Annotated in this window: 29 protein-coding genes and 1 tRNA gene; 11 read left to right on the top strand and 19 right to left on the bottom strand. The window is 69.4% G+C overall.

Going from position 1 to position 22,717, the window contains the following annotated elements:
- Positions 1-34 precede the first annotated feature (34 nt).
- Positions 35-107, bottom strand: a tRNA-Asn gene (locus DFR72_RS35620).
- A gap of 143 nt (positions 108-250) precedes the next feature.
- On the opposite strand from DFR72_RS35620, the gene DFR72_RS35615 reads away from it, so the two are divergent.
- Positions 251-532 carry a YtxH domain-containing protein gene (locus DFR72_RS35615; protein WP_090070686.1) on the top strand — a complete coding sequence of 94 codons (282 nt, stop codon included), beginning with the start codon at positions 251-253 and terminating at the stop codon, positions 530-532.
- A 6-nt stretch (positions 533-538) separates the two neighbouring features.
- On the opposite strand, the gene DFR72_RS35610 is transcribed toward DFR72_RS35615, so the two are convergent.
- Genes DFR72_RS35610 through dnaG form a run of 3 tightly spaced genes read right to left on the bottom strand, consistent with a single transcriptional unit; the run spans position 539 to position 3,690 of the window.
- Positions 539-1,279, bottom strand: a complete 741-nt coding sequence (locus tag DFR72_RS35610; RefSeq protein ID WP_090070684.1) for a trans-aconitate 2-methyltransferase — start codon at positions 1,277-1,279, stop codon at positions 539-541.
- A 24-nt stretch (positions 1,280-1,303) separates the two neighbouring features.
- Positions 1,304-1,804 (bottom strand): hypothetical protein, encoded by a 501-nt coding sequence (locus tag DFR72_RS35605; protein ID WP_090070682.1) that lies wholly within the window; start codon positions 1,802-1,804, stop codon positions 1,304-1,306.
- Positions 1,804-3,690 (bottom strand): DNA primase, encoded by a 1,887-nt coding sequence (gene dnaG / locus DFR72_RS35600; RefSeq protein ID WP_090070681.1) that lies wholly within the window; start codon positions 3,688-3,690, stop codon positions 1,804-1,806. The genes DFR72_RS35605 and dnaG overlap by 1 nt, the downstream gene beginning before the upstream one ends.
- 26 nt (positions 3,691-3,716) lie before the next feature.
- Between dnaG and DFR72_RS35595 the strand changes: the two genes are divergently transcribed.
- A complete protein-coding gene (locus tag DFR72_RS35595) occupies positions 3,717-4,586 on the top strand; it encodes a sigma-70 family RNA polymerase sigma factor (protein WP_090070679.1) in 870 nt (289 codons plus the stop codon).
- A gap of 113 nt (positions 4,587-4,699) precedes the next feature.
- Complete coding sequence (locus tag DFR72_RS35590; RefSeq protein ID WP_090070677.1) at positions 4,700-5,326, top strand: dioxygenase family protein; 627 nt, start codon at positions 4,700-4,702, stop codon at positions 5,324-5,326.
- Position 5,327: 1 nt separating this feature from the next.
- Here DFR72_RS35590 and DFR72_RS35585 read toward each other — a convergent pair whose 3' ends face one another.
- Positions 5,328-6,140: a class I SAM-dependent methyltransferase gene (locus DFR72_RS35585; RefSeq protein WP_245983769.1), complete on the bottom strand. Its 813-nt coding sequence runs from the start codon at positions 6,138-6,140 to the stop codon at positions 5,328-5,330.
- A gap of 4 nt (positions 6,141-6,144) precedes the next feature.
- Positions 6,145-6,702, bottom strand: a complete 558-nt coding sequence (locus tag DFR72_RS35580) for a carboxymuconolactone decarboxylase family protein (RefSeq protein WP_090070675.1) — start codon at positions 6,700-6,702, stop codon at positions 6,145-6,147.
- Positions 6,703-6,784: 82 nt separating this feature from the next.
- Between DFR72_RS35580 and DFR72_RS45935 the strand changes: the two genes are divergently transcribed.
- The gene (locus tag DFR72_RS45935; protein WP_157512840.1) at positions 6,785-6,961 is read left to right on the top strand and encodes a hypothetical protein; all 177 of its coding nucleotides are present in this window, start codon (positions 6,785-6,787) and stop codon (positions 6,959-6,961) included.
- Positions 6,962-7,119: 158 nt separating this feature from the next.
- Here DFR72_RS45935 and DFR72_RS35575 read toward each other — a convergent pair whose 3' ends face one another.
- The 4 genes from DFR72_RS35575 to DFR72_RS35560 form a co-directional block, all read right to left on the bottom strand.
- Positions 7,120-7,638, bottom strand: a complete 519-nt coding sequence (locus DFR72_RS35575) for a Scr1 family TA system antitoxin-like transcriptional regulator (RefSeq protein ID WP_090070673.1) — start codon at positions 7,636-7,638, stop codon at positions 7,120-7,122.
- A gap of 78 nt (positions 7,639-7,716) precedes the next feature.
- A complete protein-coding gene (locus DFR72_RS35570) occupies positions 7,717-8,724 on the bottom strand; it encodes a serpin family protein (protein WP_090070671.1) in 1,008 nt (335 codons plus the stop codon).
- Between the two features lie 71 nt (positions 8,725-8,795).
- The gene (locus DFR72_RS35565; RefSeq protein ID WP_090070669.1) at positions 8,796-10,034 is read right to left on the bottom strand and encodes a deoxyguanosinetriphosphate triphosphohydrolase; all 1,239 of its coding nucleotides are present in this window, start codon (positions 10,032-10,034) and stop codon (positions 8,796-8,798) included.
- Positions 10,034-10,708 (bottom strand): YdcF family protein, encoded by a 675-nt coding sequence (locus tag DFR72_RS35560; RefSeq protein WP_090070668.1) that lies wholly within the window; start codon positions 10,706-10,708, stop codon positions 10,034-10,036. Before DFR72_RS35560 ends, DFR72_RS35565 begins: the two co-directional genes overlap by 1 nt.
- A gap of 51 nt (positions 10,709-10,759) precedes the next feature.
- Here DFR72_RS35560 and DFR72_RS35555 point away from each other — a divergent pair, with 51 nt between their 5' ends.
- A complete protein-coding gene (locus tag DFR72_RS35555) occupies positions 10,760-11,491 on the top strand; it encodes a Type 1 glutamine amidotransferase-like domain-containing protein (RefSeq protein WP_090070667.1) in 732 nt (243 codons plus the stop codon).
- A 16-nt stretch (positions 11,492-11,507) separates the two neighbouring features.
- Entirely contained in the window at positions 11,508-12,380 is an 873-nt protein-coding gene (locus DFR72_RS35550; RefSeq protein ID WP_170176558.1) for a serine hydrolase, read from the top strand.
- On the opposite strand, the gene DFR72_RS35545 is transcribed toward DFR72_RS35550, so the two are convergent.
- Together DFR72_RS35545 and DFR72_RS35540 are read right to left on the bottom strand one after the other, a co-directional pair.
- Complete coding sequence (locus tag DFR72_RS35545; protein ID WP_114773879.1) at positions 12,370-13,215, bottom strand: hypothetical protein; 846 nt, start codon at positions 13,213-13,215, stop codon at positions 12,370-12,372. The two genes, DFR72_RS35550 and DFR72_RS35545, sit on opposite strands and share 11 nt — an antisense overlap.
- 268 nt (positions 13,216-13,483) lie before the next feature.
- Entirely contained in the window at positions 13,484-14,869 is a 1,386-nt protein-coding gene (locus tag DFR72_RS35540; protein ID WP_090071040.1) for a glycine--tRNA ligase, read from the bottom strand.
- A 93-nt stretch (positions 14,870-14,962) separates the two neighbouring features.
- Here DFR72_RS35540 and DFR72_RS35535 point away from each other — a divergent pair, with 93 nt between their 5' ends.
- Positions 14,963-15,670: a tetratricopeptide repeat protein gene (locus tag DFR72_RS35535; RefSeq protein ID WP_090070661.1), complete on the top strand. Its 708-nt coding sequence runs from the start codon at positions 14,963-14,965 to the stop codon at positions 15,668-15,670.
- On the opposite strand, the gene DFR72_RS35530 is transcribed toward DFR72_RS35535, so the two are convergent.
- Positions 15,621-15,998 carry an antibiotic biosynthesis monooxygenase gene (locus DFR72_RS35530; protein ID WP_090070659.1) on the bottom strand — a complete coding sequence of 126 codons (378 nt, stop codon included), beginning with the start codon at positions 15,996-15,998 and terminating at the stop codon, positions 15,621-15,623. The two genes, DFR72_RS35535 and DFR72_RS35530, sit on opposite strands and share 50 nt — an antisense overlap.
- 17 nt (positions 15,999-16,015) lie before the next feature.
- On the opposite strand from DFR72_RS35530, the gene DFR72_RS35525 reads away from it, so the two are divergent.
- Genes DFR72_RS35525 through DFR72_RS35510 form a run of 4 tightly spaced genes read left to right on the top strand, consistent with a single transcriptional unit; the run spans position 16,016 to position 18,430 of the window.
- On the top strand, positions 16,016-16,294 hold the full coding sequence (locus DFR72_RS35525; protein ID WP_090070657.1) for a hypothetical protein: 279 nt from the start codon (positions 16,016-16,018) through the stop codon (positions 16,292-16,294).
- Positions 16,295-16,305: 11 nt separating this feature from the next.
- Positions 16,306-16,656 carry an ArsR/SmtB family transcription factor gene (locus DFR72_RS35520; protein WP_090070655.1) on the top strand — a complete coding sequence of 117 codons (351 nt, stop codon included), beginning with the start codon at positions 16,306-16,308 and terminating at the stop codon, positions 16,654-16,656.
- On the top strand, positions 16,653-17,051 hold the full coding sequence (locus DFR72_RS35515; protein WP_030474433.1) for a Fur family transcriptional regulator: 399 nt from the start codon (positions 16,653-16,655) through the stop codon (positions 17,049-17,051). The genes DFR72_RS35520 and DFR72_RS35515 overlap by 4 nt, the downstream gene beginning before the upstream one ends.
- Positions 17,052-17,089: 38 nt before the next feature.
- Positions 17,090-18,430 carry a tetratricopeptide repeat protein gene (locus DFR72_RS35510; protein ID WP_170176557.1) on the top strand — a complete coding sequence of 447 codons (1,341 nt, stop codon included), beginning with the start codon at positions 17,090-17,092 and terminating at the stop codon, positions 18,428-18,430.
- On the opposite strand, the gene DFR72_RS35505 is transcribed toward DFR72_RS35510, so the two are convergent.
- From DFR72_RS35505 to recO, 6 genes are read right to left on the bottom strand one after another with little or no spacing between them, the layout of a single operon-like run.
- Complete coding sequence (locus tag DFR72_RS35505; RefSeq protein ID WP_090070651.1) at positions 18,427-19,131, bottom strand: TIGR03943 family putative permease subunit; 705 nt, start codon at positions 19,129-19,131, stop codon at positions 18,427-18,429. The genes DFR72_RS35510 and DFR72_RS35505 overlap by 4 nt on opposite strands.
- Positions 19,128-20,138, bottom strand: coding sequence for a permease (locus tag DFR72_RS35500; RefSeq protein WP_090070649.1), 1,011 nt, complete (start codon positions 20,136-20,138; stop codon positions 19,128-19,130). Before DFR72_RS35500 ends, DFR72_RS35505 begins: the two co-directional genes overlap by 4 nt.
- Positions 20,135-20,566 carry a hypothetical protein gene (locus DFR72_RS46500; RefSeq protein WP_177224630.1) on the bottom strand — a complete coding sequence of 144 codons (432 nt, stop codon included), beginning with the start codon at positions 20,564-20,566 and terminating at the stop codon, positions 20,135-20,137. Before DFR72_RS46500 ends, DFR72_RS35500 begins: the two co-directional genes overlap by 4 nt.
- Positions 20,567-20,589: 23 nt before the next feature.
- On the bottom strand, positions 20,590-20,988 hold the full coding sequence (locus DFR72_RS35490; RefSeq protein WP_030474429.1) for a YbjN domain-containing protein: 399 nt from the start codon (positions 20,986-20,988) through the stop codon (positions 20,590-20,592).
- Entirely contained in the window at positions 20,985-21,809 is an 825-nt protein-coding gene (locus DFR72_RS35485; RefSeq protein ID WP_090070647.1) for an isoprenyl transferase, read from the bottom strand. Before DFR72_RS35485 ends, DFR72_RS35490 begins: the two co-directional genes overlap by 4 nt.
- A gap of 49 nt (positions 21,810-21,858) precedes the next feature.
- On the bottom strand, positions 21,859-22,611 hold the full coding sequence (gene recO, locus DFR72_RS35480; RefSeq protein ID WP_090070645.1) for a DNA repair protein RecO: 753 nt from the start codon (positions 22,609-22,611) through the stop codon (positions 21,859-21,861).
- Positions 22,612-22,717: the final 106 nt, after the last annotated feature.

Raw genomic sequence — 22,717 nt, 5'->3', positions numbered from 1 at the left:
GCCCCAGTCGGATGACTGGGGCCTAGTGGCTAAGCTCCCCCAACTGGACTCGAACCAGTAACCCTGCGATTAACAGTCGCATGCTCTGCCAATTGAGCTATGGGGGAATGTTCGGTTGTTCTCGCCTGTCAGGCTTGGTTCCTCCTGACAGTGGGTAACTCTACATGAGCCGCGGAAGGGGTTTTTCAAGGACCCCCCACTTGGCGGCAACACAGGCTCTGACCAGGCACGATGCGAGAGGAGACGCCACATGAAGGGCATCTTGGTGGGTGCGGCGATCGGCTACGTGCTCGGCGCGAAGGCCGGACGGGAGCGTTACGACCAGATCGTGCGCCTCTGGCACCGCTTCACCGCCAACCCGACGGTGCGCAAGACTGCGGCGCAGGCCAAGGACAAGGCGTTCGAAGCCGCAGTTCAGGCCAAGGATCTGGCCACGGACGCTGCGGAAAAGGCGGCCGAGAAGGCTCCTTGGCGCCACCAGGAGGAGACCAACGGCAAGATCGCCACTCCCCCGGTGACGCCCCGGAAGTGACGCGCTTCACACCTGGGCGACCGCGAAGATCCGCCTGAAGGGGAACCAAGTGGTGCCGTCGGCTCGCTGCGGGTACGCCTCACGCAGCCGCGGCGCCAGTTCCGCCACATAGGCGTCCCAGTCCGTTGAGGACAGTGCCGCGCGCACAGGCCGCAAAGCCGTGCCGCTCACCCATTCGAGTACAGGATCCGGGCCGGACAGCCGTTGCACGTAGGTGGTCTCCCAGGCGTCCGCGACGGCGCAGTCGCCGAGCAGGTCCGCGTACTCGACAGGGCTCAGAACCGGCTTGTCCGCACGGAAGACGTGCGCCAACCCTTCTCCCGCCACCTCGCGGATCAGGCGGTGCGAGGCGTCCGCGTAGTTGCCGGGGACCTGGAACGCGAGCCACGCCCCGGATGGCAGCACGCCGACCCACTTCGACACGATCGAGGGATGTGACGCGACCCACTGGAGGACCGCGTTCGACACCACGACATCGGTGTCCGGCAACGGTTCCCACGTGGTCACGTCGTCCACGCGAGCGTCGACCCCGGCCGCACGCGCCGCCTCGACCATCTCCGGGGACGAGTCGAACGCCTCGACCACCGCGGAAGGCCACCGCTCGGACAGCGACGAGGTCAGGTTGCCGGGCCCGCAGCCCACGTCGACGACACGACGAGGCTCCGAAGCCCGCACGCGCCCGACGAGTTCATAGAACGGCCTCGCCCGGTGATCGGCGAAGGCCAGGTACTGCGCCGGATCCCACATACGGCTAACAGTACACGCGTACTGCTAGCCCGCAAGCTTCGAAGCGAGCCCCGAGACGGCCTCGCGCACGGCTTCCAGCCCCACGCCGGCATCCCCGCGCGCCTGCCACACCACGCCGTCACGGCCCGGGATCTTGCGCTGCAGGACCCACACACCGGGCGACTCGAGGCGTTCCCGCGCCCGGATCGACCCCTCGACGCGCTGGCTGATCGCCCGCAGCACGCGCCGCGGGTCGTCCAGCGCGAACCGTTGCGCGGGAAGGTCTTCCAGCAGCACGACGGGCCCTTCGACGGAGGCCTCGACCGCCTCCACGACCCGCAGCGCGCCCTCCCACTTCACCTTGCTGATCAGGTGCCAGCCGATCCGCCGCGGCTCGTCACCCGGCACCCACAGCCCGAGCGACGTCACCACGAGGTGCCCGCCCGTCTGCACGGGCACGTGCGCGATCACTGTCTCGTCGTTCTCCAGCGAACCGGTGAAGCCGTCCGGCGCACCGTTGCCGAACAACCGTCGGAACAAGCCCACTACAGCACTCCAGCGCTCTGCTGCAGGAGCGCCTTGCGGTACTCCTCCAGCGCCACCAGGTCGCCCCACAGCGCCCGGTACTCGTCGGCGTCCTTGATCGGGGACAGCCGCCGCAACCGCGACTTCACGTCCTCGACCTGCTTGCCGACCTGGACCTCCTGCAACCGCGCGATGACCATCGACACGTAGCGGAACTCGTCGTTCTGCTTGACGGCCAGCGGTTCCACGGCGAGCTCGGTCATCACCGACCGCACCGACGCGTGCGAACACGCCTGCGAGATCGCCTCCAGGTACGCCGAGCCCTCGAGCCCGCAGGACGCGCCACCGGCCTCGCGGATCGCCCGGTGCAACGCCACGTACGCCGGGTCCGTGAAGGACTCGTCCGGCAGCGAGTCGTACATCGGACCGGCGTACTCGGGCAGCCGGAGCGCGATCTTGAGCACCTCGCGTTCGGGCACCAGCCGGGGATCGCGCGGGTTCGGCCGGGGCGGGCCGTCGACCTCGACGCCCAGCGCCATCTGGTTCGGGTCGGCGCGCTGGGTGGCGACCGGCGCCTTGCCCCCGGAGACCTGGCGGACCCGGCGCACGACCATCGCCTCGTCGTCCCAGCCCACCCACCACGCCAGTCGCGTCGCGTAGCCGTCGCGCTTGGCCCTGTCCTTGATCTGCGCGACGAACGGCACCATCTTCTTCAGCGCCTCGACGCGGCCGTCCACGGAGTCGAGGTCGTAGGACTTGAGCTGGGCCTTGATCGCGAACTCGATCAACGGGATGCGCCGCGCCACCAGGTCGCGCACCGCCACGTCGCCCTTGGCCTGCCGCAGCTCGCACGGGTCCATGCCGTCCGGCGCGACCGCGATGTAGGTCTGCGCGGAGAAGTGCTGCTCCCCGTCGAACGCCTTCAGCGCGGCCTTCTGGCCCGCCTCGTCGCCGTCGAAGGTGAAGATGACCTCGCCGTTCACGTCGTCGTCGATCAGCAGCCTGCGCAGCACGTTCATGTGGTCCGTGCCGAACGCCGTGCCGCACGACGCGACCGCCGTCGGCACGCCGGCCAGGTGCATCGCCATCACGTCGGTGTAGCCCTCGACGATGACCGCCTGCTTGCGCTTGGCGATCTCGCGCTTGGCCTGGTCGAGCCCGAACAGCACCTGCGACTTCTTGTAGATCATCGACTCGCTGGTGTTGAGGTACTTCGCCTGGATCGGGTCGTCGTCGAAGATCCGGCGCGCGCCGAACCCGACGACGTCGCCGCTGATCTCCTTGATGGGCCACAGCAACCGCCGGTGGAACCGGTCGATCGGCCCCTGGCGGCCCTCCTTGGTGAGCTGCGACTTGATCAGCTCCTGCAGCTCGAACCCGCGGCCGAGCAGGTGCTTCGTCAGCTTGTCCCAGCCGCCGGGCGCGAACCCGCAGCCGAACTGGCGTGCGGCGGCCTCGTCGAAGCCGCGCTCGGCCAGGAACTCCCGCGCCGCCTGCGCGTCCGGCGTCGCGAGCTGTTCCGCGTAGTACTCGGCGGCCGCCTTGTGCGCCTCGATGAGCCTGCCGCGCGTGCCGCGGTCGCGCTGGATCGTGGCGCCGCCGCCCTCGTAGGTCAGCTGGATGCCCACCCGGTCCGCGAGCCGCTCGACGGCCTCCACGAACGACAGGTGCTCGACCTTCATCACGAAGGCGATCACGTCGCCGCCCTCGCCGCAGCCGAAGCAGTGGAACGTGCCGTGCGACGGGCGCACGTTGAACGACGGCGACTTCTCGTCGTGGAACGGGCACAACCCCTTGAGTGCGCCGCCGCCGGCCCGCTTCAGCGAGACCTGGTCACCGACGACCTCGTCGATACGGCTGCGCTCACGCACCAATGCGATGTCGCTCTCCCTGATGCGTCCTGCCACGCCTCCGAGTCTAATCCCCTGGCAAACTGCCAACCGTGACCACCGCCGACGTCTTCGGACTCCACCGGACGCACCTGATCGGCGTCGCCTACCGGCTGACCGGCAGTTTCGCCGACGCCGAGGACGCCGTGCAGGAGGCGTGGCCGCGGTTCGCGAAGGCCGAGGGAGTGCAGGACCCGCGCGGCTGGCTCACGACCGTGGTCAGCCGCATCTGCCTCGACCGGCTCCGCTCCGCCGCGGTGCGCCGCGAGACGTACGTGGGCTCGTGGCTGCCCGAGCCGCTGCTCACGACCGGTGAGGACGACCCGCTGGCGAGCGTGGTGCAGTCCGACGGTGTGCGGATGGCCGCGCTGGTGGTGCTCGACAGGCTCACACCGGACCAGCGCGTGGCGTTCGTGCTGCACGACGCGTTCTCCTTGCCGTTCAACGAGATCGCCGACGTGCTGCAGGTCTCGGAGGCCGCCGCGCGCAAGCACGCCTCCCGCGCCCGCAAGGCCGTCGCGGACGCCGATCCGCCGCCCCGCGCCGCGCTGGCCGAGCAGCAGGAGGTGCTGGAGAAGTTCCTGCGGGCCATGGCGAGCGGGGACATCGACGGCGTGCTCGAACTGCTGCACCCCGACGCGGTGATGATCGGCGACGGTGGCGGCAAGGTGCGCACGGCGGTCAACACGGTCTCCGGAGCGGACAAGGTCGCTCGCTTCTTCCTCGGCCTGATGCGCAAGTACGGCTACCCGGAGGAGCACCGGCCGATGTTCGTCAACGGCGAACTGGGTGTGCTCATGCCCGCGTACGGCGAGGTGACGGCGCGTGTGACGGCGTTCACCGTGCACGAGGGCAAGGTCAAAGCCGTCTACGACATCGCGAACCCGGACAAGCTGACCCACGTGGCGTTCTGACCGGGGTTTTGGTCTGGACCGCAACTGGAACCGGGATCGTTCCGTGGCTAACGTTCGGCCCGCTGGTCCAGCCCAAGCCCCCTGCCGCGGGTTGCAACCACCGGAGTCCGAACATGCCCGAACACGACATCCCCTCACGCCGGGCCTTCCTGGCGACCGGTGCGGCCGCTGTGGTCGCACTGACCGCCGCCGGCGCCACCACGGCGCGCAGCGCGCCCCTTCCCCTGACCCCGACCTGCGTCGATGACGACGACACCCCGTCGAACATCGAGGGTCCCTACTTCAAGCGGAACTCCCCGCAGCGCACGAACCTGCGCACGCCCGGCGTCACCGGGATCGTGCTCAGCATCACCGGGTTCGTCTACACCATGAAGTGCCAGCCGATCGCCAACGCACTGCTGGACTTCTGGCAGTCGGACGACCGGGGCGTGTACGACAACACCACGTTCAAGATGCGCGGCCACCAGTTCACCAACGCCTCCGGCGCGTACGTGCTGGAGACGATCGTGCCCAAGGACTACCCCGGCCGCACACCGCACATCCACGTCAAGGCCCAGCCACGCGGTGGCCGGATCCTCACCACGCAGCTGTTCTTCCCGGACAACCTCAGGGCGTACGGGATGAACATGCCCTACCTGAACCGGCGCGACGCCTACCTCGACCGCGAGTGCGAGGTCGAGCTCGGCCCGCTCGTCGGCAACCGCTACACCGCCAAGTTCGACTTCGTCCTGGACACCTGAACTACCACCGCATTCGCAGCAGCTTCCCGACGTCGCGGAGCTTCGGGATCGCGCTGACGACCTTCATCTGGATCCTGCCGGACCTGGGCAACGCGTCCAGGTGCGGCAGGTCCACGCTGCGCCAGGAGTCCACAGTGGTCAGTCCGGGGCGCAGCGCCTCGATCTCGCGCGGATCGTCGACCCCCCAGTGCAGGGTCGCGCCGGCGTTGCGCACGGCCGGCACGAGCTTCTGCAGCTTGATCCCCCACGGGCCGTAGACGTCGAACAGCAGCTCACCGCCGGCGAACCGGTTGGTGATCCTGCTGATCAACGCATGTCCCTCCGCTTGCGTGAGGTACATCGACAGCCCTTCGAACACGGCGACGACCGGCCTGTCCGCGGGTACTTCGGCGAGCCACCAGTCCTCGGTGACCGAGGACGCCACGAGCCGGTAGTCACCTCGCGGCACGGGCAAGAGCTTGTGCCGCAACGCGACGACGTCCGGCATGTCGACGTCGACCCACCGCACGGTGTCCGGGCGTTCGATCCGGTGCACGCGGGTGTCCAGCCCACAGGCCAGGTGCAGCACCGTGCAGGCCGGGTTGTGCCGCAGGAACTCGCGCGTCCAGTCGTCGAGCACCCTGCCCCGGATGGCGACGCCGACCGCGCTGGTCGTGTTCATCCCGGTCTTGGTGAAGTCGTAGTCGATGCGGTCCACGGCGCGCTTGGCCTCGTCGTCGTGCAGCACGGACGCGGGGCGCTCGCTGTCGAGCGCCCGGCCGTACAGCGTGGCGAGCATGGTCTCCTGCGCACCTGTCAGTGCGATCTTCTCCACGCCTCTAGTTTGTCGGCACGCGGCAGGCGTCACCACTGGTGAAACCCTGGTCCCTGATGTCGAACGCGCTGTTGAACCGGGCCCGCTGGTTCTCCAGCGCGATCTGGTAGGTCAACGCGACGAGTTCCTTGCGCCCCAGCAGCTCCTCCAGCTCGGCGACCTGCTCGTCGGTGACGGCGACCGGCGTCTCGGTCATCGCGTCGGCATAGGCGAGCGCCTTGCGTTCGAGGTCCGTGAACAGCGGCGACGTGTCGTAGGAGTCGATGTGCTCGAGGCGCTCGACGTCGAGGCCACCATGCTTCATCAGCATGGCGCCGAAGTCGACGCACCACGAACAGCCGAGCTTCACCGCCGTGCGGTAGACGCACAGCTCGAACAACGGCCCGTGGATCGCCTTCTTGACCGCCAGCTCGTGCCGGCCGCTCGCCATCAGCAGCTTCGGGTGGTGCGCCATCACCGTGACGGGCTCCGGCACCGCCCCGAACTCGCGCCGCGCGAACCAGTACACGGCCTTGAGCAGCAGGCCCGTGTTCTTCTTGGTGACTCCCTTGATCCTCGTCATGCCCCATGGACGAGGCGGCCCGCCAGAACGTGACACCTTTGGGTGACTGGGGCGCGAGCCGGTCTACTCATAGGGTCCCTGCATGAGCAACGACTTCGTGCTGGACATCGATCACGAGTCGGCCGGCCTGCTGGCGGGAACGCTGCTGGCAGGCGACTCGTGTGCGGTTCCGGTGCGGCACCAGAACGTCAAACTGCTGCTGTGCGCGCTGCCCGGGGAGGACGGCATGCGGCTGTTCCTGCGCCGCAACACGCCTTAGGCGCTGTCCTGCAAGTCTGTTCGATGAGAGTCACGGTCGAGAGTCCCGGAGGCGGTGCCGCCGCAATGCCCTCATACCGGGCGTATTCGGGCTTTGCGGCGGTGCCGCCTCCGGGGCCCTCGGCCGCGACTATCGCGGACGGACTTGCAGGACAGGGCCTAGCAGTCATAAACGGCCACGTACTCCATGAGCACATCGCGCGACTTCTCGTTGTCGAGCGCGACGGCGTGCATGCGCTGGAAGATGGCCACGGCCCGTTCGACGGTCGCCGCGTCGCTGGCGAGCGTCCAGTTCGCGAGGTAGACCAGCGGCGGCTCGTGCTCGTACTGCACGAGCGCGTAGTCGAGCCCGACCGCCGCCGCCCCGCCCGCGCTGGCCGGCACGATCCGGATCGACCGCGCGTGGAACAGCAGGTGCAGGACCTGGTCCTCCATCAGCCGGTTGCCGCCGACGACGGTGCGCAGCGCGTACTCGTGGATGAAGAACACGCACTGCGGTAACACGCCGTCGCGTTGCAGCTCCGGCGTCGGCGCGAACCCCAGGGCCCTGGCCAGCGCCTTCGCGTAGCACTCGGTTCTGAGCAGGACGGGAATGGTGACGCCGCTGAAGCAGGTGATCTGGGTGGCGCCCGCTGCGGCGAGCACGACGAGTTGCTCACCTGCACCGTGCTGGGTCATGCGTGGAACGGTAAGCCCATGATCATGATCTTGCCGTGCGAAACGCCCGCTCTACAGGGCGAATGCTGCCGGAAATGATTACGGAGTGGCTACCTGCGCGAGGAAGTAGATCGCACCGGACCGCGCGTGCCGGACGGCCACGAGGAACGGCCGGTCGACCGTCACGACGATCGGGTCCACCGGGATCTCCATCGACACCGTGCGGAACGTGACGGCGGTGGCCGCCGCGCCTTCGAGGCCTTCCTCGTCCAGGCGCAGCACTGCCTCGTGCACGACGTCGTCCACGAACATCCGCTCGTCCGGCGAGAGGCCGGAGAAGTCGGCGTCGCGCGCGAACATCCGCTCGACTCCCTGCTGCCGCAACGTGTCCTTGAGGGTGAACTTCGCCCGTACGTCCACTTTGGGCATGGAAAGTTCCAGCCGGGTGAAGTCCTGCGCGGTCAGCACGGACGGGCTCAGCGGCTGCTCCAGCGACTCGTCCGGCAGCAGGACCACGGCCTCGACGCCGGAGTCGGCGGGCAGCACGATCGTCTGCCAGCCGTCGTGGCGGGCGTAGCGGAACTTCTCGGTGACCTTCATCGTCGGCACGTCCACGTCGCCGCCGGGCGCGTGGAACGGTTTCGCGGCGGTCTCGAAGGCGGAGAACGCGTTGAGCCAGCCGACCTTGAGGTACAGGGCGTTCACGATGATCGCGGCGGCGTCCGGCGGCGGCGGGTCCGTCAGCAGGTCGGTGATGAGGCCGCGGGTGGTCTCGGCGACGTCGGTGTTGACGAGCTTGCGGACCGTCGCGGGGTCGGAGAACGCGGTGCGCCGCACCGAGCCGGCGAGGGAGAAGCCGGGGTCGATCGTCAGGTCGTCGTCGGCCCACAACGTGTTCGCGACGGCCAGTTCGGGGACGTCGAGCGCGTCGGAGGCGTCGAAGTCCCCGAGCAGGCCGTCCAGTTCCGTGCGGGTCTCGCCGCGCGCTGCCTCGCGGGCCAGCGCGAGCGCACTGGCCACGGAGAAGGGCGACCAGCACGCGTTCGCGGACGGATCAGGTACGGCGACGCGGTGCAGGGTCAGGGCGAAGTCGGCCTGGTCGGTCACGGAAGCACTCCCCTAACGGCGTGGACCTGGCGGTGACCGGCGGTCCCGGTTCGTCCGCCGCGTCCTCGAACCTACGCCGATGCGCGCTGCCAGGCCACGGCCTGCGCGTCGGTGAGCAGCGCGACCTGGTCAACGACGACGCGAAGCCTTGCCGCATAAGAGGAAGCGGCCGCGAACACCGGCCGGAACGCGGGGTCGAGCAACGTCGGGCGCTCCATCAGGCGGCCGGCGAGATCGGTGATCAGGTCGCGTTGCTCCGCCTGCATGGCCAGGCGCGCCGGGTCGCTCATCACGTACCGGACGGCCATCGCCTTGAGCAGCGCCACCTCCGCCGCGACCTGCGTCGGGACCTCCAGCGAGGCGTTGTACCTCGTCAGCGCCCCGTCGCCGTGCGCAGCACGGGTCGCGGTGACGGCGGCGGAGGCGAAGCGGCCGACCAGTTCGCTGGTGAGGTTCTTCAACGCCACCTGCGCGCCGAGCGAGCCGTCGTACTCGCGGTCGGTCCAGTACGCGATCACCGGCAGCTTCAGCAGTTCCTCGGCGGTGGCCTCGAGCGTCGCGACGGACTCGTCGGAGAACGTCTTCGCGGCGAGCGACGCGATGGCGGCGCGTTCGTCGGGACGGGCCAGCGCGCCGAGGCTGATGCGGTGGGCCAGCACGCCGTCCTCGACGTCGTGGACGGAGTACGCCACGTCGTCGGACCAGTCCATGACCTGCGCCTCGATGCACCGCTCACGGTCCGGTGCACCCGCACGCATCCACTCGAACACTTCGAGGTCGTCGTCGTACACGCCGAACTTCACGGTGCCTGGCGTGCGCTTCCACGGGTACTTCGTTGACGCGTCGAGCACGGCGCGCGTGAGGTTCAGGCCGTGCGCGGTCTTCGGTTCGAGGCGCGCGAGGATGCGGAACGTCTGCGCGTTGCCCTCAAAGCCACCGCACGGGCCCGCGAGCTCGTTCAGCGCCCTCTCGCCGTTGTGCCCGAACGGCGGATGCCCGATGTCGTGCGCGAGACCGGCCGTGTCGACGATGTCGGGGTCGCAGCCCAGCTCCTCACCGATGCCGCGGCCGATCTGCGCGACCTCCAGCGAGTGCGTGAGGCGCGTGCGCGGCACACCGGTGACCTCGGAGCCCTCGCCGGGGCCGACGACCTGGGTCTTGCCGGCGAGCCTGCGCAACGCGGCGGAGTGCAGCACACGGGCCCGGTCACGGGAGAACGGCGTGCGCGTGTCGGTGCGGGCACCCGGCAGCGCTGCGCTCTTGGGCTCTTCGGGGAGCAGGCGCTCCGTGTCGTGGCCGGTGTATCCCATCAGCCGATTTTAGGGAGCTTGAGCTCGTCGAACACGCCGGCGTGCGCCTTCATCAGGCGGTAGTAGAGCAAGGCTCCGGTCTCGCGCTTGATGTAGAACCACTGCGTCTCGCGCGTCTGCACGTTCGGGCCGCTTCGGGTCGGGGACGTCCACGCGTGCAGACCGGCGTCCTCCGCCATCGTGCGGGCGCGCAGCGAGTGCCACGGGTCACTGACGATCACGGCCGTCTTCAGGTCGCGTTCCCTCGCGACCGACGCGACGGCCCGCAACGACCCGAGCGTGTCCGCGCCCTCGCCGACCTGCAGCACCCTGTCCTCCGGCACACCGCGCTTGACCAGCCACAACTTGCCGACCTGGCCCTCGGTGAAGTTGTCGCCGGGCTGGCGGCCGCCGGTCGTGGCGATGTAGCCGACCACGCCCTCCTCGTAGAGGCCGAGCGCGTGCTCCAGGCGTGCCGCGAGCACGTCGGACGGGACGCCGTTGTACTGCGCGGCGCCGAGGACGATCGCCATGTCGGCCTTCGTCCAGTCGTCCACGCGCGCGACCTGCCAGACGCGGAACGCCGTGCCGCCGCCCACGAGCATGCCGATGACCAGCGCCCCGAAAACGAGGCGCAACACGATTCGGCGAATCCTGGCGAGTGGTCTCAACGGCGTGGTTCGCACACCACGCATGCTCCCAGACCGCACGGGTGTCGCGTTGACGCCCCTGCGAGGATCATCGTCATGCCTGCTGAGCAGCCCACCATCCTCGCGACGTCCGGAGGTCTGCGCTCCGGCAGCCGGACCTTCGTCGAGTTCAACAAGTTGATCCACTTCGCTCTCGACCTGTCCGGCGTGGACGGCCGCACACCGCGCCTGTGCCACGTCGGCACCGCCGGGGGCGACCAGCGGGCGATGAACGCGAACATGGCGGAGGCGGGCCGCGTCGCGGGCGTCGACGTGTCGGTGCTGAACCTCTTCACGATGCCGCCGACCGACGACCTCGAGGACTACGTCCTGTCCCACGACGTCATCTGGGTGGGCGGTGGCTCGGTGGCGAACCTGCTCGCGGTGTGGGAGGTGCACGGGCTGGGCGCGGTCTTCCGCACGGCGTGGGAGGCCGGCGTGGTGCTCAGCGGCGTCTCGGCGGGTTCGATCTGCTGGCACACAGGGGGCGCCACGGACTCGTTCGGCCCGGACCTCCGGATCGTCACGAACGGCCTGGGCTTCCTTCCCCACGGCAACGGCGTGCACTACGACTCGGAGGAGCAGCGCCGCCCGAAGATCCACGCGGCGGTGGCCGCCGGAGTGCTGCCGAAGACGTACTGCACCGACGACGGCGCCGGCCTGCTCTACCGCGGCACCGAGCTCGTCGAGGCGGTGACGGAACGGCGGGGTTCCGGCGCATACGTGGTGGTCAGGGATGATTCTTCAGGAACCGCACAGGAGGAAGAGCTCGACACCCGGCTCCTGTGAGGCGGACCTTGGAAGTGTGCGCTGGGCCCTGATCCTCTTCCTCGTGGCGGCCGTGTTCGCCGTCCCGGAGGCGTCGCCGTGCCTGGCGCACGGGAAGCCTTCCGCTGACATTGCGCGCGGTCCTGACGTGCTGGACACCGGCGACGGATCACTGGATCCGGGGGATGCCGACCTGTCCGGTACCGGCCCGTCCTCGGCGATGTCCGACATGTCCGCCGCTGACCTGTCGGATGTCGCCGCTGCGGGCGGTGCGTCCGACGTCGGCGTCGCGGTGCTGGACCTCCAGACGGACCAGGCGGTCTCGGAGCAGGGCGACAAGCCGTTCTACTCGGCGTCGCTGTCGAAGCTGATCCTCGCCGTGGACGCGTTGCAGCAGCAGCTCTCCGACGAGGACCAGGACCTGATCCGCCGCGCGTTGAGCGCGAGTGACGACAACGCCATGGACGTGCTGTGGACGAGGTTCGACGGCATGGACGCCATCGGCCGCGTCGCCGCCGCAGCGGGCCTCACCGGCACGCACGCGCCGGACGACCCGTCGCAGTGGGGAGAGGTCGTCATCACCGCGAACGACATGGTGCGGCTCTACCACTGCATCCTCGGCTCACCGGCGCGTGACGCGGTCGTCGCGGCCCTGTCGTCCGCCCCCGCCACCGCCGCCGACGGCTTCGACCAGGCGTTCGGCCTGCTCGGCGTCACCGGCGTCTACGCCAAGCAGGGCTGGATGTACTACCTGCCGAGCGACGTCTACCTGCACAGCGCGGGCGTGCTCGACGGCCGCTACGCCGTCGCCGTGCTGACCACGAACCCGACCGGTTCCTGGACGACGGCCAGGGAGTCGATCAACGCCGTCACGTCGGCCGTGCTCGCGAAGCTGGGCGTCAACGGCTGACCCTTCTGGCCGGGCGCTCCCGCCACGGCCGGTCCCACTCGCCGGTGAACTCGCGCATCACGAGGATCGCGATCACGAGCAGCACCACCGCACCGAAGACCAGCGCCCCGAACAACACCCCCGCGACGCCCGCGCCGGAGGAGAACTCGGAGACGGCGAACCCGGAAGCGGCGAGGACGATGACGTAGTTGCCGACGTTGCGGCGCCGTGCGGAGTAGACGTCCGTCACCCGAGCCAGGCTCACCCCGAGCACGACGGGCGTGAGCGTCACCAGCAGACCGACGACCAGCAGCGCCGGCCGGTACAGCGGCGTCACGAGCGCCACCGTCATCGCGGACACCGCCAGGGCCAGCCCCACCGTGACGAGCACGGTCCCGAGCACCCTGATCCGCTGCAACGGCACCCCGGCACCGGTTTCCGGCACGAGCGGCCCGAAGGCCTCGACGACGACCTTGTGCACGGCGTAGCTCCGCCACATGACCAACGCGAGCGCACCGAGCGCCGGCACCGAGAGCCCCAGCAGGACCACGACCGCGAAGTCCCCCGGCCTGCCCACCGGCTCGGTGCTGAACGCGAACCCGTAGAACAGGTAGAAGATCGCCATCGCGGTGCCCTCCAGCACCACGAACACGTGCCGCAACCGAGCCGCCGACTCCCCGTCCGCGACCCGCGTCGCCACCACACCGCCCGCCACCGCGCACAGGCACACCAGCCCGCCGCTCACGGCCGTGGCCAGGAGCACCCTCGGGTTCCCCACCTCGGTCAGCGCCGCGAACCCCACCACCCAGGCGAGCAGCACCACCCCCGCCGCAGCCTGCCCGCGTTCCCCCGTCATGTCTTGGACACGCGGGAACGTCTCACGATGTTGCTCGCGGCGCGAAACCCGCGATCACGGGATGAACGTCTCCGGGGTGCGACCACCTCGCCGACCATGCTTGGCGGTCCCCACGACCGCACAACCGAGGGTCACGAAGAGGCCCCACCCCGATCCGCGTCAACCTCTGCGCACCCATGCCTTCAGCACGCACAACCGCGCCGTTCTGTTGCCTTTCAAACAGCAAAAGGGCCCGGCGGAGAACCACCGGGCCCGAAAACAGGCTGAACTAGCAGCCGACGAGGCGTGCCGCGAGGTACGACTCCAGCTGGTCCATCGCCACGCGCTCCTGCGACATCGTGTCGCGCTCCCGCACCGTCACGGCGAGGTCGGTGAGCGTGTCGAAGTCGACCGTCACGCAGAACGGCGTGCCGATCTCGTCCTGGCGGCGGTAGCGGCGGCCGATGGCGCCGGCGTCGTCGAAGTCGACGTTCCAGTTGCGGCGCAGGGCCGTGGCGAGGTCGCGGGCCTTGGGCGACAGGTCGGCGTTGCGCGACAACGGCAGCACCGCGACCTTGACCGGCGCGAGGCGGCGGTCGAGCTTCAGCACGACGCGCTTGTCCACGCCGCCCTTGGCGTTCGGGGCCTCGTCCTCGGAGTAGGCCTCCAGCAGGAACGCCATCATCGGGCGGCCGACGCCGGCCGCCGGTTCGATGACGAACGGCTTGAAGCGCGAGTTCGTGGCCTGGTCGAAGTACGACAGGTCGACACCCGAGTGGTTCGAGTGCGTCGTGAGGTCGAAGTCGGTGCGGTTCGCGATGCCCTCGAGCTCACCCCACTCCTGGCCGCCGAACTGGAAGCGGTACTCGACGTCGACCGTCCGCTTCGAGTAGTGCGACAGCTTTTCCTTCGGGTGCTCGTAGTGACGCAGGTTCTCCTTGGAGATGCCCAGGTCCGTGTACCAGCGGGTGCGCTCGTCGATCCAGTACTGGTGCCATTCCTCGTCCGTGCCCGGCTCGACGAAGAACTCCATCTCCATCTGCTCGAACTCGCGGGTGCGGAAGATGAAGTTGCCCGGCGTGATCTCGTTGCGGAACGACTTGCCGATCTGACCGATGCCGAACGGCGGCTTCTTGCGCGACGTCGTCTGCACGTTCAGGAAGTTCGTGAAGATGCCCTGCGCGGTCTCGGGGCGCAGGTAGTGCAGGCCCTCCTCGGTCTCGATCGGACCGAGGTGCGTCTTGAGCAGGCCGTTGAACATCTTCGGCTCGGTGTAGGTGCCGCGCACGCCGCAGTTGGGGCACGGCACGTCGGAGACGTCGCCCTCGGCGACCTCCTTGCCGGTGCGCTCCGCGTACTCCTCCGACAGGGTGTCCGCGCGGAACCGCTTGTGGCACGACTCGCACTCGACGAGCGGGTCGACGAACGCCTCGACGTGACCGGAGGCGACCCACACGTCACGCGGCAGGATCACCGACGAGTCCAGGCCGACGACGTCCTCGCGGCCGCGGACCATGAAGTTCCACCACTGCCGCTTGATGTTGTCCTTGAGCTCCACGCCGAGAGGCCCGTAGTCCCATGCCGAGCGGGTACCGCCGTAGATCTCCCCGCACGGGTAGACGAACCCCCTGCGCTTGCAGAGGCTGACAACGGTCTCGATGCGATCGGCGGGCAAGGGGAACTCCATCGGGGGAATGAGAATCGGGGGCTCAAGCCTAGCCCGTCACGTCGGGCCCCGAACGGGCGACCGGAGCCTTACCCTGCAGGAATGGAAGACCGGCTGCGAGAGCTGTGGGACTTCGCCGACCTGGACGGCACCGAGGCGAGGTTCCGCGCGTTACTGGGCGACGTGGAGACCGACGACCAGCGGGCGGAGGTGCTGACCCAGCTCGCCCGCGTCGAGGGCCTGAGGGAGAACTTCGCCGCAGGTCACACCCTGGTCGACGAGGCGGAGGTGCTGGTCGCCCCCGACTCGACGGGGCGGGTGCGCGCGCTGCTCGAACGCGGCAGGCTGCACCGTTCCGCCGGCGCCCCGGAGGCGGCGCAACCGCTGTTCGTGGCGGCGTTCATCCTCGCCAAGACGCGCGGTGACCTGTCGCTCGCGGTCGACGCCGCGCACATGGCGTCGCTGGTCGACGACCCGGAGAAGTGGACCAAGCAGGGCATCGAGCTGGTCGTGGCCAACCCCGGGCTGGTGCGCTGGCTCGGCCCGCTGCACAACAACCTCGGCTGGTTCTACTTCGAGAACGGCCGCTACGACGAGGCGCTCGAGGCGTTCGAGAAGACGCCGGAGGCGTACGCGGAGAGCGGCAAGGCCAAGACGCTGCACGCGCTGGGCCGGCCCGAGGAGGCCGCCGAAGCCGCGCGCAGGGCGTTGGAGCTGCTCCCCCACGACTCGCAGGAGGAGTGGGTCCAGGAGATGGAAGCTATCGCCGCGGGTTCGCAGGGCCCGCAGCCTCGCCGAGCCGCACCGTGAACGCGTCCTCGGCGAGCACGCTCGTGTGCGTCTCGACCTCACCGCCGACGCTGGTCAGCGTCGGCTCGTACATGGCGGGTTCGTCGGTCAGCGCCTCGGACAGCAACGGGATGACGTGTTCGCGCACGGGGAACGGCGACATCGCGCGCCGGTAAGCCACCACGGACTCGAACTCGACGGTCAGCACCCAGCGGTCGTCCTCGTCGGTCGACCGCGCCAGCGTGCCCTTGTGACACCCCGGCTGAGCGGTCAGCAGCTTCAACGCCTCTTCGACGCGCACGGTGAACGTCTCGGGGTCGGACACGCGGAATCGGCACACCAGCAGCACGGTGCAAGGATGGCACGGTGACCTCCAAGCGCCCTCTCCTGCCCGGCGACGGCCCACTCGCGCGTGTGCGCCCCGTCGTTGCGTTCGTGCTCGTGCTCGGTCTGTTCGTCACCGGCGTTCTGGTGGGCGGCACCCTCGGCGCGGTGCTGCTCGGTGTGCTGATCGTGGGCGCCGCCGTGCTCCTGGCCGCCACCTGGAAGGTTCTTTCCCCAGCTCACCGCACATTGCGCGTGGTGGTCCTGCTGGTACTGCTCGTCATCACCGTAGAATTGGTTGTGAAAATCCCTACCAGGTGAGGTGCGCCGCCATGACCGTTCAACTGCACGGCGAGCACTCCCCCGAACGCGCGGCCCCCGCACCCGCGCCGCCCCGTTCCGCGGCCACCCTCGCCGAGGCCGGCGACCTGCTGCGCGCGCTGGCCGCGCCGGTCCGCATCGCCATCGTGCTGCAACTGCGCGAACACGACCGCTGCGTGCACGAACTGGTCGAGGCGCTGGGAGTCGCGCAGCCGCTGATCAGCCAGCACCTGCGCGTGCTGAAGTCGGCGGGCGTGGTGCACGGCGAGAGGCACGGCCGCGAGGTCGTGTACCGATTGGTGGACGAACATCTGGCGCACATCGTGGTGGACGCTGTGACGCACGTCGAGGAGAAGTTGTGACCGGACTGAGGTCCACCAAGCAGCGCACCGCGGTGTCGAACCTGCTCGACCAGCTCGACGACTTCCGCAGTGCCCAGGAACTGCACGAGGAACTACGCCGCCGCGGCGAGGGCATCGGCCTGACAACGGTCTACCGCACCCTGCAGTCCCTCGCGGACGCGGGCCAGGTCGACGTCCTGCGCACCGACTCGGGCGAGGCGATCTACCGCCGTTGCTCGGCGCACCACCACCATCACCTCGTGTGCCGCCACTGCGGCCGCACGGTCGAGGTGGAGGGTCCCGCCGTCGAGAAATGGGCGGACCGGGTGGCGGCCGAGAACGGCTTCTCCGAGGTCAGCCACACCGTCGAGATCTTCGGGACCTGCGCGGACTGCACGGCGAAGGGCCTCAAGTAGGAGGGTTCACCATCAGCGACAAGGACGACGAGCCGGCGTTGGACGATGACGGCGACGACCCGGCGTTAGAGGACAGCGACGACGACCCCGCTGTCCGCAACAGCGTCGGCGACGGTGATCACGGCATCGTCGTGCAGGCGGGTTGGATCGACAGTGTGCACCTGGGCTCGGCGGGCGACTCCGCGGCGGCCCTGGCAGACCCGATCATCGCCACGGTGTGGGTCCAGCCCTCGCTGACCTCGTTGTACGTGGATGACGACCCGCCCAGGAAGATGGCGAGCAGCGGCGACGTCCACGTGATCCACGTGGAGGCGCGGACGACCCGGGCGGTCACGCTGCTCGGTCTGCGTCCCGTCGTGGTGTTCCGCCGCCCTCCGCGCCGCGCCTGCGTGGAGGTGCGGATGGGCGGGATCGTCACGCCACGGCCGTTCACGGCCGACTTCGACAGCGACCGCCCCCGGCTCACGGCGCTGCGGCGGGACTTCCCGTTCAGCGTCAGCGCGACCGACGTGGAGCAGTTCCACTTCGTCCCGCACGTCAGCGCCACCGAGGTCGGCTGGCGGCTGGAACTCGACTGGCTGGTCGCGGGCAAGCCCGGCACTACGGTGATCGACGACCACGGCAAGCCGTTCGGGCTGTACCCGTCGCAGGTGCTGGCGGACGAGAGCGACCTGGACTGGGGCTGCGACATGTTCCACCTGCCCGGTTGCCCGGCCGAACGGCTGGAGGCCCTGGGAAGGCCGGTCACGAGTCCTCCGCCCGCCGAGGAGCGGCTGCAGGCGATCATCGACCACGCGGGCGACCACGAACCGGAGTCGTTCCGGGCGCAGGTGCTGGACGTTCTCGACCACCTCAACGCGTCCGGGCAGTCGGAACTCGGCGCCTCCGTCGCCCGCACCGTCCAGCGCGCCTGGGGTTCGGCGCTGGGCGGGAACCACCGCGACACCCTCGCCGTCGCGAACCGGCTCGCCGGGTACCTGCTCAAGCTCGGCGAACTCCAGCAGGCCTGCGTCCTGTTCGAGAGCACCTACCGGCGCCGCGTACGGGCTCTCGGGGCAGATGACCCGGGGACGTTGGTCTCGGCAGCGAACCTGGCCCTGTCCATGTCGCTGTTGCACGGACCCAGTGATCGCGTCCGGGAGCTCCGCGTCGACACGCTGCGCCGCAGTCGGGCGGTGCGCGGCGAAGACCACCGCGACACGCTGGTGGCGGCCGTCGACCTGGGCTACCTGCACCTGCTGGACGGCGACCCCCACGCGGCCCGCGCGGTACTCGCCGACGCGCTGCGCCGGGCCGAGTCCGCGGTAGGCCCGGACGACCCGGTCACGCGCCGGGCCGCACAGGGGCTGGCCAAAGCCGTGGCGGCGATCGAGGCCTAGGACTCGTAGGGCTCGACGGGCTCGGCCACGGGCGTGAACGACTCGACGGTGAAGCTAGGCACCCAGGAGTTCTTCTCGGAGGCCGACTTCGGCACGACCTGCCCGGTCACCTCGACCCACTGCTCGTCGGGCAGCGCGGGCACGTCCCCGGTCACCCGCACCTTCAACGGCCGGGCGTCGGCGGCACAGCACGAGATCGCGAGCCGTGCGACGAACGTGTCGCCCTCCGCGCGCAGCAGGAATCCGGTCAGCTTCACCCGGCGCCCGTCCAGCGTCCCGGACTCGTCCCACGCCGTGCGCGTGACGAACTCCGTCATGGACAGCGGGATCACGTCCCCGGACGGCAGTTCGCCCAGCAGGTTGCGGGAGCGCTGCGTCTGGTTCGTGTCGGCGGCCGAGTTCACGACGTCGCCGCCGAGGGCCGGGGGCGAGATCAGGAACACCGCCAGCACCGGCAGCAGCATCAGCCACGTCGAGCGCGACGAGTGCGAGTGCTCGTGGTCGTCCTCGGAGACGGCCTTGCCGCGGCGGATGTCCTGGACGATCGCGAACAGCGCCAGGCCGATCATGATCACGCCGGCCGCGATCAGCAGTGGCAGCAGGCTCTTCTGCACGTACCGGAGGTACAGGCCCGAGAAGCTGATCTTCAGCAGCGCGCCGCCGAGCAGGACCAGCAGGATGTTCTGGGTTTCCCGTCTCACAGCAGCACCACTCCACTCACTACGGCGCACAAGATCGCCACCACGAAGGTAGCGGGTGCGAAGCGGAAGGCGAAGGACTTGCCGAACGCACCGGCCTGCAGCGCGATCAGCTTCACGTCGACGGCCGGGCCGACGACGAGGAACACGAGCCGCGGCAACAGCGGCAGCGCGGAGAACGCCACCGCCACGAAGGCGTCCGCCTCGGAGCACAGCGCCAGGATGACGGCCAGGAAGGCCATCACGATCACGCCCAGCACGATCTGGCCGCCCAGCGTCTGCATCCACGCGGTCGGCACGAACGTCTTGAACGCCGCCGCGAACAGTCCGCCCAGCACCAGGAACCCGCCGGCGTCCACGAGGTCGTGCCGCGCGCTCTCGGCGAACACGGCCCACTTGGACCTGCCGGAGTTGTCACCGAGCTTGGCCAGCGCGCGTTCGGCGATCCACTCCATCTTGCCGAAGCGCACCCACAGCCAGCCCATGACCATCGCGGTCAGCAACGAGCCCACGAACCGCGCCACGACCATCATCGGGGCGTCGTTGAACGCCACGGCGGTCGACACCAGCACGATCGGGTTCACGGCAGGGGCGGCCAGCAGGAACGTCAGCGCCACGGCCGGTGCGACGCCCTGCTGCATGAGCCGCTTCGCCACCGGCACCGAGGCGCACTCGCAGCCCGGCAGCGCGATGCCCGCGACACCGGCCACGGGCACGGCCAGCGCGGTCTTCGACGGCAGCAGCTTGCGCAGCGCCGAGGCCGGTACGAACGCCGCGATGGCGCCCGAGATCAGCACGCCCAGCACCAGGAACGGCATGGCCTGCACGCAGATCGCCACGAACACCGTCGACGCCGTGCGCAGCTTCGGCGCGTCGAGCAGGTCGACGAGCCTGGACTGGAAGAGCAGTGCGAGAACGAGGATCCCGCACAGCACCTCCAACGACGTGATCTTCAGCCGAGGCGGGCCCGAGCGCCGCTTCGACGAGCGGATCTCGCCGGTGATCGTCATTCCGCGTCCGCGTCCAGGTCCAGCAGGCGGCGGTACTGGCGCGCCATGCCCTCACGGATCTCCTCGGGCGACGGCGGCTCGTCGAACTCCGCGTCCTCCTCCTCGAGGTCGTCGTCGTCGAAGTCGACGGGGGTGCCGTTGACGGTCTCCTCGGCGTCGGCTTCCTCTTCGAGGGCTGCCTCGCGGAGCTCCTCGATCGTCGCGGAGACGTCCTCGGCCGACAGCGCGGGCAGCATCGGCTTCACGATGGCCAGCACGCCGCCCTCGGCGTCGTCCAGCGCCACCGCCTCGGCCAGCGCGACGGCGTGGTCACGCTCGTACGGGCCGCAGATGAACGAGTCCCAGTCGTCGCCGCCCGAGGGCTCGAACGTGACGGTCCACGGGAACTCGTTGACGTCCGAGTCCTCTTCCGGCTCGTAAATGATCACGCCACCCATGGAAGGGTCCTTTCTCAAGAAAACCGGGAGAGGAGCTCGCCGCGCACCTGCGACGCGGTCGACACGACGAGCATGAGCAGCGTGCTCAGCGGCTCGGGCTTGAGGCCGTCCGCCGGGAATGCGTACCGGAGCATCACGTCCGTGCCACGTTCGGACGCGATGACACCCAACGTCCCGAACAGGCCCTGACCAGCGCGTTCGGCCACCCACACCGCCACGTCGCCGGGCAGGTCCCACGCGACGACGACCGTCAGCGAGAGAACCGTCAGTCCTTCGGCCAGTTCCATGCCCTGCACCGCGCACGGCACGTCGCCGTGGCGGAAGCTCAACGCGCCGTCGTCGTCCACGGAGACGTCGTGGAACAGCTCCAACGCCTTGCGCGCGGCCTCCAGGGCCTCACCACTCGCGTTCACGACGACACCGCCTCCTCACCTGGTTTGTCGACGGCACCGCCGAAGCGGCGGTCGCGGCCCGCGAACTTCTCGGCGGCACGCCACAGGTCGCGGCGGTCGAAATCGGGCCACAGGATGTCCTGGTAGACCATCTCGGCGTACGCGGACTGCCACAGCAGGAAGTTCGAGATGCGCTGCTCACCGGACGGCCTGATGAACAGGTCGACGTCGGGCATCTCCGGCTTGTACATGTACTTCGCGAGGGTGCGCTCGTCGACCTTGTCCGGGTTGATCTTCCCGGCGGCGACCAGGCGTGCGACCTCGCGGGCGGCGTCGCCGATCTCCGCGCGGCCGCCGTAGTTCACGCACATCACGAGGTTGAGCACGTCGTTCTCGGCCGTGCGGACCTCGGCCTCCTGCAGCTGCTTGATCACGCTGCCCCACAGCTTCGGCGAGCGGCCGGCCCAGTGGATGCGGACACCCAGCTCGTCCAGCTCGTCGGTGCGGCGCGCGATCACGTCGCGGTTGAAGTTCATCAGGAAGCGAACCTCTTCGGGGCTGCGCTTCCAGTTCTCCGTGGAGAAGGCGTAGAGCGAGAGCCACTTCACGCCCAGCTCGATGGAGCCCTTCGCGACGTCGAGCACGACCTGCTCGCCGCGCTTGTGCCCCTCCACCCGCGACAGCCCGCGCTGGTTCGCCCAACGGCCGTTGCCGTCCATCACGATCGCGATGTGCTTGGGCACCAGGTCGGCGGGGATGTCCGGGGGCGTCGCACCGGACTCGTGCGGCTCCGGCGGGCGCGGTACGCGCTTCTCACGCTCAGAGCGGCGGCGACGCAACATGGGGCTCGGCATCCTCTCGGGCGAAAACCGTTGTCGGGTAGCCGCCACATTAGCCGTCGGCCGGCTGTGCCTTTCGCTCGACCAAAGGCAACGACCTGAGCTGCCGTTCGAGGTGCCACTGCAGATGCGCCGCGACCAGGCCACTCGCGTCACGGCGCGCGATGTGCGGGATCTCGTCGACCACGGTCCACTGCCCGTGCAGCAGTGCCGAGAGCAACGTCAGCGTGTCCTGGGACGGCGACGAGGACCCTGCCGGACGGCAGGTCGGACAGCACGAGCCGCCCGCCTGGACGCTGAACGCCCGGTGCGGACCGGGATTGCCGCACTTCGCGCACTCGTTCACCGCGGGCGCCCATCCCGCGAACGCCATCGCACGCATGAGGAACGCGTCCAGCAGCAGCGACGGGTCCCGCTCACCGTTCGACAACGCCCGCAGCGCCCCCGCCACGAGCATGTAGAGCCGCAAGACCGGTTCGCCCTCTTCGGCCGTGAGCCGGTCAGCGGTCTCCAAGATGGCGCACGCGGCCGTGTAGCGCTGGTAGTCGGTGACGATGCCGACGCCGAACGCGTCGAGCGTCTGCACCTGCGTGATGATGTCGAGCGACCGGCCGGGGTGGAACTGCACGTCGACGTGGCAGAACGGCTCGAGCCGCGCGCCGAACTTCGACGACGTGCGGCGCACCCCCTTGGCCACGGCGCGGAGCTTGCCGTGCTTCTGCGTCAGGAAGGTGATGATCCGGTCGGCTTCACCGAGCTTCTGCACGCGCAGCACGATCCCGGTGTCGCCGTACAGGTGTGCCATAGTGCCGTGACCTCCGGTCTTTGCCTCGTGTTCCGACGTTCAGACGGTCGCATCGCGATGCCGGCCCCGCGCCCTCATATCGGGCATATGGGGGCGCGGGGCCGGT

It is taken from the genome of Lentzea flaviverrucosa (genome assembly GCF_003350445.1).
Lineage (GTDB): Bacteria > Actinomycetota > Actinomycetes > Mycobacteriales > Pseudonocardiaceae > Lentzea > Lentzea californiensis.
Note: the sequence above shows the minus strand (reverse complement) of the source record. Positions and strands in the feature narration are given on the sequence as shown.